Origin of the sequence: Synechococcus sp. N32, assembly GCF_900473895.1 — a bacterium.
Lineage (GTDB): Bacteria > Cyanobacteriota > Cyanobacteriia > PCC-6307 > Cyanobiaceae > Parasynechococcus.
Genome location: NZ_UCND01000008.1, coordinates 180764 through 193880, shown reverse-complemented (window position 1 = coordinate 193880; position 13117 = coordinate 180764). Strand labels below are relative to the sequence as shown.

Annotated in this window: 12 protein-coding genes; 5 read left to right on the top strand and 7 right to left on the bottom strand. The window is 63.1% G+C overall.

All coding sequences use genetic code 11. The features are described from left to right. Positions 1–21 precede the first annotated feature (21 nt). Complete coding sequence (locus tag DXY35_RS03300; protein ID WP_115081023.1) at positions 22–702, bottom strand: cytidylyltransferase domain-containing protein; 681 nt, start codon at positions 700–702, stop codon at positions 22–24. Between the two features lie 32 nt (positions 703–734). Here DXY35_RS03300 and DXY35_RS03295 point away from each other — a divergent pair, with 32 nt between their 5' ends. Together DXY35_RS03295 and DXY35_RS03290 are read left to right on the top strand one after the other, a co-directional pair. After that, positions 735–2732, top strand: coding sequence for a capsular polysaccharide biosynthesis protein (locus tag DXY35_RS03295; protein ID WP_115081021.1), 1998 nt, complete (start codon positions 735–737; stop codon positions 2730–2732). A 103-nt stretch (positions 2733–2835) separates the two neighbouring features. Further along, on the top strand, positions 2836–4803 hold the full coding sequence (locus DXY35_RS03290) for a capsular biosynthesis protein (protein WP_244272898.1): 1968 nt from the start codon (positions 2836–2838) through the stop codon (positions 4801–4803). On the opposite strand, the gene DXY35_RS03285 is transcribed toward DXY35_RS03290, so the two are convergent. Genes DXY35_RS03285 through DXY35_RS03275 form a run of 3 tightly spaced genes read right to left on the bottom strand, consistent with a single transcriptional unit; the run spans position 4754 to position 7305 of the window. Next, positions 4754–6034, bottom strand: coding sequence for a beta-ketoacyl-[acyl-carrier-protein] synthase family protein (locus DXY35_RS03285; RefSeq protein ID WP_115081017.1), 1281 nt, complete (start codon positions 6032–6034; stop codon positions 4754–4756). The two genes, DXY35_RS03290 and DXY35_RS03285, sit on opposite strands and share 50 nt — an antisense overlap. 2 nt (positions 6035–6036) lie before the next feature. Further along, entirely contained in the window at positions 6037–6321 is a 285-nt protein-coding gene (locus tag DXY35_RS03280; RefSeq protein ID WP_244272900.1) for an acyl carrier protein, read from the bottom strand. 42 nt (positions 6322–6363) lie between these two features. Continuing rightward, positions 6364–7305: a GNAT family N-acetyltransferase gene (locus tag DXY35_RS03275; protein WP_115081016.1), complete on the bottom strand. Its 942-nt coding sequence runs from the start codon at positions 7303–7305 to the stop codon at positions 6364–6366. A gap of 291 nt (positions 7306–7596) precedes the next feature. Here DXY35_RS03275 and DXY35_RS03270 point away from each other — a divergent pair, with 291 nt between their 5' ends. After that, positions 7597–8631, top strand: a complete 1035-nt coding sequence (locus DXY35_RS03270) for a polysaccharide biosynthesis/export family protein (RefSeq protein WP_256359509.1) — start codon at positions 7597–7599, stop codon at positions 8629–8631. Here the strand turns inward: DXY35_RS03270 and purB are convergent, their stop codons facing one another. Next, complete coding sequence (purB, locus tag DXY35_RS03265; RefSeq protein WP_115081012.1) at positions 8632–9927, bottom strand: adenylosuccinate lyase; 1296 nt, start codon at positions 9925–9927, stop codon at positions 8632–8634. Between the two features lie 125 nt (positions 9928–10052). Between purB and DXY35_RS03260 the strand changes: the two genes are divergently transcribed. After that, positions 10053–10952, top strand: coding sequence for an N-acetylmuramoyl-L-alanine amidase (locus DXY35_RS03260; protein ID WP_115081010.1), 900 nt, complete (start codon positions 10053–10055; stop codon positions 10950–10952). Positions 10953–10973: 21 nt separating this feature from the next. On the opposite strand, the gene DXY35_RS03255 is transcribed toward DXY35_RS03260, so the two are convergent. Next, the gene (locus tag DXY35_RS03255) at positions 10974–11312 is read right to left on the bottom strand and encodes a P-II family nitrogen regulator (RefSeq protein WP_006851285.1); all 339 of its coding nucleotides are present in this window, start codon (positions 11310–11312) and stop codon (positions 10974–10976) included. 125 nt (positions 11313–11437) lie between these two features. Between DXY35_RS03255 and queF the strand changes: the two genes are divergently transcribed. Beyond that, a complete protein-coding gene (queF, locus tag DXY35_RS03250; RefSeq protein WP_006851779.1) occupies positions 11438–11827 on the top strand; it encodes a preQ(1) synthase in 390 nt (129 codons plus the stop codon). On the opposite strand, the gene DXY35_RS03245 is transcribed toward queF, so the two are convergent. Further along, positions 11815–13113 carry a cytochrome c biogenesis protein ResB gene (locus tag DXY35_RS03245; protein WP_115081087.1) on the bottom strand — a complete coding sequence of 433 codons (1299 nt, stop codon included), beginning with the start codon at positions 13111–13113 and terminating at the stop codon, positions 11815–11817. The genes queF and DXY35_RS03245 overlap by 13 nt on opposite strands. Between the last annotated feature and the right edge of the window lie 4 nt (positions 13114–13117).

Genomic DNA, 13117 nt, shown 5'->3' with positions numbered 1-13117 from the left:
CCGAAACCTTGCTGGGCAAAATTACTCGCCTTTCTGGGCCGCGATCAGGCGGCAGAGGGCCAGATCCTCCGGCGTGTCAATTTCTGGCCCCACCTCCTCCAGCACCACGGGTCTGGTTGGCGGGCAGAAGCGGCTGCCACAGCCTCTGAAGGCCGTGACGCCCATGGCGTAGATCGCGCCGGTTTCCAGAAACGCCGGTTCCAGGTCCTGGCGGCGTCGGCGTGGCAACTCAGGGTTGTGGTTGATACCTCGACCGTCGACCCGCCAGAGGAAGCCGTGCCAGGGGCTGACAGAAAAGCTGCTGTTGCAGTCTTCGTCTTTCAGCGCGGCCAGCACCGCATCGATCTGGACCCCGGTGGTGAAGGGGGAGGTGCATTGCAAGAACACCAGCTCAGCTTCGAGAGGACCCTGCTTCTCCAGCACGTCGAGGGCATGCAGCAGAGCTGATTCCGAACTTGCCGTGTCGCCGGCGATGGCTGCTGGGCGTCGGATCGCGATGGCGCCTTCATGCTCGGCGGCGGCGGCAATGGCCTCATCGTCGGTGCTGACCACCACCCGTCCCACTCCTGTGCTGGCTTGGGCCGCCCGGATGCTGCGGCACACCAGGGGGACGCCGCCCACCTCCTGCAGGTTCTTACCGGGAATGCCCTTGGATCCCCCGCGGGCGGGGATCAAGGCCAGCGCGCCACCGGGGACTTCCATCGGTGAGGATTCAATGTGACCTGTCTTACCCGATGACCAGGCCTGCTGCTCTGCGGCTCGGGGTTCCGGCCCGGGGAATGCTCACGCATCGCACACTTGCGCAGTTGTTGGCGCCGGACCGTTTGGTGCCGGGCCGCCACCGCGATGTGGATGTGTTGTTGGCCTGGGGCAGGCGACCCAGTGCGCTGCGGGTGGAGCGCCTTGCTCACCGCTGGGATCTGCCGGTGTGGCATCTCGAGGACGGGTTGCTGCGCTCGATGGCCAAGGGCCGGGATCATCCACCGCTTGCTTTGTTGGTGGATGATCTGGGAGTGCATTTCGATGCCACGGTCCCCAGCCGGATCGAGCAGCTGATCGGAGCTCCGATCACGGTGGCTGAGGCCGAAAGGGCTCGTGCGTTGCAACGGCTCTGGTGCGAGCAGCGGCTCAGCAAAGTGAACCCCCCGCTGGAGGCGGAGGCACCTCAGGAGCCCTACGTGCTGGTGGTGGATCAATCGGCTGGGGATCGATCGATCGCGCTTGGTTTGGCCGACGCCACTTGTTTTCAGCGGATGCTTCAGGCCGCTCTGGATGAGCATCCCGACTGCACGGTGGTGCTCAAGCTGCATCCGGATGTGATCTCTGGCCGCGCCCGGGGCCATTTCAAGGCTAAGGATCTGGCCCATCCCCGCGTTCGCATCAGTGCGGACGGCGGCCATCCGGCTCGGCTGCTTGAGCGGGCCAGGGCGGTGTATGTGGTCACCTCCCAGATGGGTTTTGAAGCGTTGCTTTGGGGTCGCCCGGTGCACTGCTTTGGCATGCCGTTCTATGGCGGCTGGGGGCTGACCCACGACCGATGCGAGGCCCCGCTTCGGCGGCACCAGGGCGCCAGCCTGGAGGCCTTGGTGCATGCCGCCCTGGTAGGCGTCTGCCGCTGCATCGACCCGCACCGGCATCAGTCCTGCAGCATCGAAACCTTGATGAGCGCGATCGGCTTGCAGCGGCGCCTGCAGGCGCAACAGCTGCGGCGATGTGTGGCCTTCGGTTTCACCCCCTGGAAACAGCGCAATCTGCGTCGCTTCCTGGCGGGCAGTCAGCTGCGCTTTCGCGCTCCCTGGCGGCGTATTCCGCAGGGCGTTGATGCCGTGGTGGTCTGGGGGCGGCGCGCCCGACCCAAGCTGCTCGACGCGGCGGCGCGGCGGCAGCTGCCGGTGCTGCAAGTGGAGGACGGTTTCCTGCGCTCGGTTGGCCTGGGGGCTGATCTGGTGGATCCGGTGTCTTGGGTGGTGGATCACCAGGGCGTGTACTACGACGCCACCCGGCCCAGTGATCTGGAAACACGCCTGGCAACCGGGCAGTGGACCCCGGCCCAACGTCAGCGGGCCGCGGCGTTGCGTCAGCGGTTGGTGCAGGAGGCGATCACCAAGTACAACCTCCAGGCGGAGCCTTGGACGCGCCCTGCCGGCCAGCGACGGGTGGTGCTGGTGATCGGTCAGGTGGAGAGCGATGCCTCGATCCGCTACGGCGCCCCGGGGCTGCGCAGCAACCGCGCCTTGCTCGCCGCGGTGCGGGCGGCGGAGCCGGAGGCCTATCTCGTGTACAAGCCGCATCCCGATGTTGTGGCCGGTCTTTGCCGTGCCGGTGACGGAGAGGACGATGCCGCTGAGCTCTGCGATGCGGTGCTGCTGCAGGGGTCGATTCAGCAGCTGTTCACCCAGATTGATGCTCTCCATGTGCTCACCTCACTGGCGGGGTTTGAGGCGTTGCTGCGCGGCCTGGAGGTGCATTGCTGGGGCCTGCCGTTTTATGCCGGCTGGGGCCTGACCCACGACCGCGAACGTTGCCGCCGCCGTCAGCGTCAGCTGTCGCTGGATGAGCTGGTCCATGCCGCCCTGATCGACTACCCCCGTTACGTCAGCCGTGACAGCGGCTGGTTCATTACGGCTGAGCAGGCCATCGACGAGCTGGTGGCTTGGCGCGCCGCTCCTCCGCAGCGACGCACGCTGGTGCAGGCTCTGTTCCGCCACTGGGGCCGGCTTCGGCGCCGTTGAGCCATGCCAGGATTTTGTCCACTTATGGGCGAGTCGCAGTTTGGGCAGGGGACGGGCGCCAGCTCTCGTACAGGTGCGAATCGACGGTCCTGTCCTCCTGTTGATGGGCCCCATTGGTCTGTTTTTCGCTCGTTTCTGCCGCTACCTGCAGGGCTGTGGCATCCCGGTGACCAAGGTGGCCTTCCCCCTGCGGGAATTCGGCTTCCCGGCGGATGTTTGTGTGCCTTACAGCAAGGGGATGGACAGCTGGCGTCCCTTCCTGCGTCAGCTGATTGAGGAACGGGGCATTCGCCACATCTTCATGTACGGCGATTTCATCATTCCCCACCGGATCGCCATTGAAGAAGCTCGCAACCTTGGGGTTGAGGCCTGGGTGTTTGAGCTGGGTTATCTGCGCCCCAACTACGTGACTCTTGAGCGGGACCGGGTCAATGCCCGCTCCAACCTCAACAAGCCAGCGGCTTTTTATCGGGAGCTCCCCCTGTGCGATCAGCTGCCGCAAAACATTGTTCTGGATCCGGGCTGGCGTTGGCGCAAGGCCTGGAAAGCACCCACCTTCATTCAGCACGCCTTCACCCGCTATCCGATCATCGAGGGGGAGCACAAGCTTCAGCCTTCCCCAGCCTTTCTCTGGTGTCAGGTGCGAGGGACCTGGCGCTATTGGCTATACCGCTGGCAGGAGCAGGAGGTCAAGCAGCGGTTGCTGGAACATTGCTCCTTCTTCCTAGCGGTGTTGCAGGTCTCCAGCGATTCCCAGATTCAGATGGGGTCGCCTTACCGCGGCATGCACGACTTCATCGAAGACGTGATTCGATCCTTTGCCGGCCATGCTCACGCCTCCGACCAGCTGGCCTTCAAGCACCATCCCCGGGATCGGGGCTACAACAACTACGCCTCGTTAATCCGGCTGCTCGCCAAGCAATACGGCGTCTCGGGCCGTGTGCATTATTTCCACGACGGTCCCCTCAGCCGTTATTTGCGCACGTGCCGTGGGGTGATCACGGTGAACAGCACCGTGGGGTTGCAGGCACTCTTCCATGCTGTGCCCACCAAGACGATGGGGGATACGTTCTACAACCTGGAGGGATTGACCGATCAGAAGTCGCTCGATGCCTTCTGGTGTGATCCCCAGCCCAGCGATCGGGCCCTGTTCTATCGCTTCTACAACCATCTGGTGCTCAGCACGCAGGTGAATGGGAATTTCGATGGCGATTTCCCCTTCCGCACCACCTTCCCGATCGGTCTGGAGGCCCGTCAGCTTCCCCCCAGTCCCGAGCTGCCGACTCCCACAGCAGGCAGGCTTCGAAACCCCGTGCTGCTGCTGGGACGGCTGCTGGGACGGCTGGTGGCGCGGCTGGCCTGGACTGGCCTTGGTTTCACCCTCTATGGCCTGCAGCTGCCGGCGATGCTGTTGCGGCGACCGGACTGGGCCTCAGCCTTGATGACGATGGCCGCCTCCGTGGCCCTGCGGGCCCTGGGCACGCAGGTGGTGGTGGATGACAGTCAACCCTCGGAGCCTGTTGGGATGCCCCTGGTGCATATCTACAACCATCGCAGTCCTCTGGATGGTCTTGTGACCCAAGGGGTTCTGCGCATGCCGGGGTTGACCACAGCGCAACTGCACCTGCGCTGGGTGCTGCCGGGCTACGCCGCTGCCGCCCGAAACGCCGGCTCGGCGGTGCTCGACCACCGCCAGCCCAAGTCACGCTTTGCCGGAATGATGGGTGCTTCCACCCTGCTGCGGGACCACGGCCAGATCATGATTGCCCCCAACGGCTCCCTGGTGACGCCGATTGAGGAGCGGGTGTCGCCCAGTGCCTGGATGCTCGCTCAGCACTATGGCGGCCGAGTTGTGCCCTGGTACTTCAGCTACGACGGCTTGGAGGGGGCGGTGGGAGCTCACTACAAACCGCTGAAGTTGCTGCTGAGTCGTTTGACAGCGCCGTTGGGCACGATTCACTGCCGCCGTGGGCGGGCCGATGATCTCCAGTTGCCTGCTGACCCCCGGGACCGTGAGGGATTCAGCGCTGCTGTTCAGCGGTACTACCGGCAGCAGACAGCACAAGGCTGATGTTGTGACCGCCGAAGCCGAAGGCGTTCTTGAGCATCAACCGTTCCGATCCTGAGTCGGACAGTTCAACGGGCGTTTTGCAGGTGACGGCAAGCTCCACTTCAGGGTCGAGGGGATCTGAATTGACGCTGCGGGGCAAGATTCCCTGCCGTAGGGCCTGCAGTCCAAGAATCGCTTCCACGGCTCCAGCGGCTCCCAGCAGATGGCCGAGTTGGCCCTTTGGAGCAAAGACGGGGATGTGATCGGCTGCAGCGCCCAGGCTGCGGCGCAGCGCCCGAGCTTCAGCAAGGTCCCCCAAACTGGTGCCGGTGGCGTGGGCCTGGACGGCACACAGATCGCAGGGTTCCACCCCCGCCCGTCGCAGAGCATCCTCGATCGCCAGGCTGGCCTGGCTGCCCTGAGGTTCCGGCGCCACGATGTGATGGCCGTCGCTGCTGCTGCCGCAGGCGAGTTGCCAGCCCAGAGCTGCACCATTTGGGGTGTCCTCCTCCCGCATCATCGCCAGAACACCTGCCCCCTCCGAGAGCACAAATCCGTCCCGGTCTTTGCTGTAAGGCCTGGACGCTTGCTCTGGGGCTTCGTTTCTGCAGGAGAGGGCCCGCATAGCGGAAAAGCCAACAAGCCCGAGCCGGTTCACTGGCGCTTCAGTGCCGCCGGCAAGGACGAGATCAGCCCGGCCGTCGTTGAGCAGCATCTGGGCCAGCATCATCGCTTCGGCTCCCGATGCGCAGGCCGATACGGGGGTGTGTGCACCCCCGTGCAGGCCCAGATCGATGGCGACTTGGCCAGCGGCCGCATCAGGGATCAGCATCGGCACGGTGAGTGGGTTGACCCGGCTCGGTCCTCCCGCGGTCAGTTGGTTGTGCTGTTCATGCATCGTGTGAAGCCCCCCGATGCCGGTGCCCAGCACCACGGCCACGCGGGCTGGATCAATCCCGCTGGTGAACGCGGAAGCCATGGCCCAGGCCTCCCTGGCGGCCAGAAGCCCGAGCTGGGCACAGCGGTCGGAGCGCCGCAGCAGCAGTGGTTCAAGGGCTTGGGTGGCGGCATCGGGCACGCATCCGGCAATGCGTACCGGCAGGTCTTCGCTCCAGGCTGCCGTGAGGGCACTGATGCCGGATCGGCCAGTGATGACGCCTTCCCATGTCGATGCGGCGCTCGTACCCAAAGGGGAGATGGAGCCCCAGCCAACGATTGAAACCCGCTGGGAGCATCGTTGTTGAACAGCCACGGTCAGGCGGTTTTTGAGCTGGTGGCATCAAGGTTGAGCGATTCCAGATGGCTCTGGATGTCACCCACCGTCTTGAACTGGAGCAGTTGTTCTTCTTGGATGCGAATTCCGAAACAGGTGTCGGCTTCGATCAGGATTTCGTAGAACCCCAGGGAGTCGATCCCTATGTCTTCCATCAGGCGGGCATCAGGAGTGATCGCTGCTGGATCAGCGCCGGAAATGCGATGCAGGATCTCGACGAGGCGTCCCTCCAGCTGCTGCTTATCGGGAGTTCCCTCGCTCAACACCACCAACCTCTTGATCCAGCCAAAGTACCAGCGTTGCTTCGTTTATCCCTCGCCTCGGTACCAGCTGGACTGCTGGTAGACGGGTTGATGTTCAACGTCGATGAAGAAGCCGAGCCGGTCCTTCGGCAGGGCTGAGAGGTCAGCGGCCATCAGGATCTCCGTGATCTGGTTGAAATCCTTCGCCAAAGAGAGGTCGCAGACTTTGGCTTCCATCAGGTTGAAGTATTGGCGTAACAGCACCGGCAGACGGAAGTCCTCGCTGTGCTCCTGGCGGATCGCCACTTCAAGGGCCTGAACGTTGCCGATCGGGTGGGTGCTGTCGCTGGGCTGGATGTCGTTGATCGGGTGACGCGGTGGCGGCAGTGCTGGGCTCGTCCTGCGGTAGGGAGGACGCATCAAGGCACTGAGGAAGGTTGTATTGACTGCTTCGCTGTGTGCGAAATGGTTGTAGGAGACCAGCCCGTGCAGGATGTTGTAACCCGAGTGGGCTGCGATCAGAAGCCCTCCGCGGAACAACGCCATCAGAGAGTGCGGTTGGCGCTGGAATCGTGGGGCTAGAGCAACCCGACCTATCTCCACGTGATTTGTTTGTTGCGCCAGCATCTCCTTGATGCCGGGATAAACGTGCTCTAGGTAGGACTGTTGGCTGCCAGGGAGCTCCTCGGCGGCCATGAACTGAGGGATGAATTGGAGCCTGGCGGACCCGGCGAGAGCTCCGCTTTTGGGCTCCAACAGGATCAGGTGGTCATAAGCCGAATCGCGACCATCGAGATCCCGGGTGTTGCCTGAGCCGGAGAGCTGTTGGCGGTAGGTGGACTCTCGCAGGGTTCCAACGGCATCTGCGACGGCTTCAAATTTTTCTCCGGGGATCAGATGAAGCTCCAGACCGTCGAGGCGGAACAACATGCTGCTCGTTTGGTTGGCGTCTCGCCAACCGTGAGGAAGCAGGACGTCACTCTGCGCTGGTGGTCCGGTCTGCGTCATGGTCCATGTCCCTGGATCGCATTATGCGGGAAGATTGGCTCCCACTTGGCTGCTGTCTCAGCTCCACCCATGGTTGTGCCTTCAAGTACGGGCTTTTCTAGTGCTGTCGCTGCAGCGGTCATGCTTTCCGTTCCAGGGTTTGTTGGCAGTGAGCTGAGGGCTGAAGAGAGGATTGACTGGCTCAAATCGAATGGTTCAGTCGCGAGGAACTGGCCCACGCGGAATCCGAAGCCATCTGCGCTTACGGAGAGAACGGTCGAAGCCACTTCGACTCTCAAGGCTCCGCCTCCGTTGCCATCTCCGCCCAGCCTTCCTCCTCAGACTTATCGCTATCGCTTGGCTCCAGGGGACCGGCTGGTCACCTCGGTGTTCAAGATCGACGGTTATGAGGCGCAGGTGCAGGTGTTGAGTGACGGCACCATTAATCTCCCGCGACTTGGCACAGTTGATGTGTGGGGGTTGACCTTGGAGGAAGCCCGGCAGCGCATCACCGATGGCTACAGCCAATTTCTGAGGCGCCCCCTGGTTTATCTCGACCTTGTTGAACAGCGTCCAGTTCGGATCACGGTTACAGGTCAGGTTTTGCGTCCCGGCGTCTTCACACTTCCTGTCAACGGTTCAGGTTCCGCGGGGGGCTCTGGAACTCTCACTGGAGTCGGCTCCGATGGTGGCGGTTGGCCGACCATGATCGACGTGATTCAGAAAGCTGGTGGGATTTCTGCTTCAGGTGATTTGGCCCGTCTGGAACTACTGAGGCCGTCTCCTTCGCCAGGAGGACCAACCCAGAGCTTCGTTTTCGACTACCTCAATGTGCTGAAAAACGGAGGATTTGCTCCCAATCCATTGATCTACGACGGCGACAGCATCCGGGTACACAAAGCAACGACACCGATCAACGTTGACTTACTAACGACGGCTGCTTCTAACTTCGCTCCCTCTGCGATCAATGTTCAGGTTGTTGGTGAGGTCGTTTCGCCTGGGGTGGTCCAGGTTGGATCCAATGCCCCTTTGTCACGAGCCATTCTTGCTTCCGGAGGCGTCACCCGTCGGGGAAGCTCAAAGCGGGTGGACTTGATCCGAATGGATGGTCAGGGTCGTACAACCGTGAAACAGTTGCGCTACGACCCCAATGCTGTACTGAGCAGTGTGAATAACCCGCCGCTACGCAACGGTGATGTTGTGGTGGTGGATCGCAATAACTTCACGAAGGTCACCGACACCATGGCTGATGCCATGTTGCCGCTCGAACCGATTGTTGATGCGGCTTCTGTCTTCCGGCTTCTGGGGATGCCGACAGGAGTCGGTTCATCTTCCCGTAATCGTTAGTTAGATCCCCAGTCGCTCCCAGATCACGCCCAGGTTCTCCTGGTGCAGTGCTGTGCTGAAGCAGTCGGCGAGCTCAGCTGCGCTGAGGCGGCTGGTCACATCGCCATCTGCTTCCAGGTTGGCGCGGAAGTCGCCGCCGGCGGTGTTCCAGGCGGTGTGTGCGTTGCGTTGAACGACCCGGTAAGCCTCCTCTCGGCTCATGCCGGTGCCCACAAGAGCGAGCAACACCCGCTGGCTGAACACAACACCGCCATACACATTCATGTTGCGGCGCATGTTTTCGGGGTAGATCCCAAGACCCTTCACCACGCTGGTCATTTCCCGCAGCATGAAGTGCAGGGTCACCGAGCAATCGGGAAGCATCATTCGCTCCGTGGAGCTGTGGCTGATGTCGCGCTCGTGCCAGAGGGCCACGTTCTCAAGGGCAGCAATGGTGTAGCTGCGCAGCACTCGCGCCAGACCGCTGATCCGCTCACTGCGGATCGGGTTGCGTTTGTGGGGCATGGCGGAGCTGCCCTTCTGACCCTTGGCGAAGTTCTCCTCTACTTCCAGCACGTCGGTGCGTTGGAGGTTGCGAATCTCGGTGGAGAAGCGCTCCAGGGAGGCGCCCACCAGGGCGAGGGTCTGCACGTAGTCGGCATGGCGATCGCGGGAGATCACCTGGGTGCTGGCGGTGTCGGGAGTCAGCCCGAGGATCTCGCAGGCGATGGCTTCCACCTGGGGATCGGTGTTGGCATAGGTGCCCATGGCGCCGCTCACCTGGCCCACGGCCACATCCTGCTCAAGCCGTTCCAGGCGGATGCGGTTGCGCTCGGTTTCCGCCAGCCAGCCGGCCACCTTGAACCCGAAGGTGATCGGTTCGCCGTGGATGGCATGGGAGCGGCCGATCATTTCAGTGCCCTTATGGGCCCGGGCCAGGTCGCGCAGGGCATCGGCCAGGGCATCGAGTTCGGTGCGCAGCAGGGCCACGGAACGTTTCAGCTGCAGGGCCACGCCCGTGTCCAGCACGTCGCTGCTGGTCATGCCCACATGGATGTGACGTCCGGCATCACCAACGTGCTCGTTCACGTTGGTGAGGAAGGCGATCACGTCGTGGCGCACCTCGGCTTCGATTTCGAGGATGCGCTCCACCTCGAAGCTGGCCTTCGCCTTGATGGTGTCGAGGGCCTCTTGGGGCACGCGGCCGAGCCTGCAGTTGGCTTCGGTGGCAGCGATCTCCACATCAAGCCAGCTCTGGAATTTCGCCTGCTCACTCCAGACGGCTCCCATCTCAGGAAGGGTGTAACGCTCAATCACCGGCGCGCTCGGTTGAACAACCCAACAAATCTATGGGGCCGCCTTCGCGCGCCTGAGTGAGCCTCAGCAAGTCGTTCGACCTCAGCAGCGTCGTTTGACCTCTGGATTGTCGCCATCCTTGGGCCATGACCCCAACGCTCTACCTGCACTGGACGGCAACGCCCTACGACTGGATCCGCCCTGGGCACTATCACTCGATCATCAGCGGTGATGGACGTGTGCACCGGTTGCATGATTACAACGTGGATCTGCCGGCTCACACCTATGGCCGCAACCGCAACAGCGTCGCGCTGTCCTGTGCCTGCATGGGCGGTGTGCCCGATCCATGGACACAGCCCCCAACGGAGTCCCAACTCAACAGCCTCTGCGCCAAGGCCGCTGCCGTTGCCCGCAGCTGGGGCTGGGGTGCGGAGCAGATCACGGTTGAGCGGGTGATGACCCATGCCGAAGCAGCCTCCAACCGCGATGGTCGTTGGATGCACGACAACTACGGACCGGTGATCTGGGGCGGGACCGGGGAGCGCTGGGATCTGCTGCAGCTGTCCCAGAACGGTTCCACCTACGGAGGGGACCAGTTGCGGCATCGCATTCAGGCGCTGTTGCGGGAGCCGGATGGGCGGCTTGAGCAGGAACGGCTTGCCTTCCGGGGCACCACCACCATTCAGGCTCGCGGCCGTGAGCTCTCGGTTCAGTTGGATTCCTCGGGCCGTTCCTGGGCCTTGGCATCCGATCTGCTGGAGCGTTACGAGTTGCCTTTCGCCTGGGATGCAAGCCACCGCCGGCTGCTCATCGGGGCCATGGATGTCAGCCCCACCTTCCGGGAGGACGGCGTTCAGGCGGAGGTGGGCTGGCCGTTGTTCGAGATGTCGCTGCAGAGCAGCTCTGCCCCTGTGATTCTTCGAGGCATTGTTCGGCCCGGAACCAAAGGGGACCGGGCCTGGTGTCGGGTGGTGGAATTTGCCGAGGAATTCGGCATCTCCATTGGTTTTGATCCGCTCAGGCTTGGAGAACGCCGCGGCGGATAGGGCTGTTCTGGCGTTATTACCTCAGAGAGCCGTGCTGTCGCGGTCGCCGGTGCGGATGCGAACCACTGATTCCACAGGGCTGATGAAGATCTTGCCGTCACCGATTTCTCCGGTGCGGGCGGCATCGGCGATCGACTTAACCACCTCTTCGACGCGGTCGTCCTCGACCACCACTTCAATCTTCAGTTTTTGCAGAAATTCAACGGTGAATTCCGAGCCGCGGTAGCGCTCCACCTGACCTTTCTGGCGGCCGAAGCCCCGCACCTCGCTCACAGTCATGCCGATGATGCCGGCCTCAACCAGCGCCACCTTGACGTCTTCCAGTTTGAAAGGACGAATGATTGCTTCGACCTTTTTCATGAGGGGAATACGGATCTTGATTCAAGGATGCCGCGGTTCTCAAAGCCGTGCGTGGCCGCTGTTACAGAACGCTGCCGAAGCTTGACTTCCTAGGGTCGCTGATCAGAACTGGCCCCTACAGCCCTTTGACCCAGACCCCCCTCTACGGCGAACGCGCCATCGCCGAAGCCGAGCTGATCTGCTTCGACAACCCCCGGCCTGGGCGCCCCTACGAGGTGTCGATCGAGCTGCCGGAATTCACCTGCAAATGCCCCTTCTCCGGCTATCCCGATTTCGCGGTATTGCGCCTGATCTATCAACCCGGGCCGCGGGTGGTGGAGCTGAAGGCGATCAAGCTGTATGTGAACAGCTACCGCGACCAGTCGATCTCCCATGAGGAGGTCACCAACCGCATCCTTGATGATCTGGTGGCGGCCACTGATCCGGTGTGGATGCAGCTGGAAGCCGATTTCAACCCCCGCGGCAACGTGCACACCGTGGTGCGGGTGAGTCACGGCACCCGTCAGCCCTGCTGATCGACCACCCCCTGCTGCACCAACTGAGGCAATTCAGTGGCGAAGGCGGCGAGGTTGCGGTTGCAGAGGCCACCCACGCTGAGGGTTCCATCGGCTGCGATGGCCCACAGCTGCCGGGTGGCCACGAGGCTCAACCCACCGCCCACCAGCAGCACTGCGAAGCCCAGGTACACCAGCGGTACTCCTGGATCCCGCTTGAGCAAAAGTCCGCTGGCCGGCAGCACCGCGTCCACCCGCATCGGCAAGCCCTTCACCTCAGCGGCGGGACCACCCGGTCGCAGTCGTGCGAGCTGCTGGCCGTCCGCATCGAACACCGTGGCGGGCCCCTGTTCGCTCTCCAGGCTCAGAAACACCGGTTCCGTTCCATCGGGGCGTGTCGGTAGCACCAGGCCCCAGATCTGATCACCCAGCTCCGGATAGGTCTGTAGCGGCAGCTCCAGCACGGGGCTACGCCCAATCTGCAGGCTGATCGTCGCCAGTGACCAATCGGCCTGGTAAATGGTGATGCCCCGGTGCCGCAGCGGGTGATTCACGCTGATCTCGGCATCCAAGCTTTGGCGGGGGCCCTGCAGCTGCAGAGCGGAGCGGAACTGTTCCGTTCGGCCCGCCGGATCCCGATCAATGGCGAAGCGGTCCAGGGTGATGGTCAGTTGGGTTGCGCCATCGCGATCCAGCAGATCGAGGCTGCGGCCGGGGGCCAGGAAGCGCTCCAAGCGGTTCCCCGCCAGCGCCCCCCAGGCCGCGCCAAGCATCAACAGCACCAGGCCGGTGTGCACGAGCAAGGGCCCTACCCGGCCAATGGCGCCGCGTCGGGCCGCCAGCCGTTGTGGCTTGCGTTGTACCTCCCATCCGCCGGCCCGCAGCACCGTCTCCAGCTGCGTCAGAGCCCGGCTGGGGTCAGCGCAGGGCTGGCTTTCGGCGATGGCCAATTTGCTCAGCTGGCGTGTGGTGCGGTAGTCGATCCAGCGCCGGGCCGCCATCAGGGCCGGCCACTGACGGCGCCAACTGCAGAGGATCAGGGCGAGACCCAGCCAGGCCAGCAGGGCCAGAAACCAGCCGCTGGAATACACATGATCGAGCTGCAACTGCAGCACCTGTTCGCCGTTGAGCAGCCCCAGCCAGGGAGTGTCCGCATAGGCATCGATATAGCTGGAGGGCGGATCCCCCTGGGGGATGCCGGTGCCCACGGCACTGGCCAGGGCAATCAGCAGCAGCAGCACGATCGCCAGCCGCAGATCGCTGAGCCAGGCGGCCAGGCGTTTTAGTGGGGCCATCCCGCTCGTCATTCCC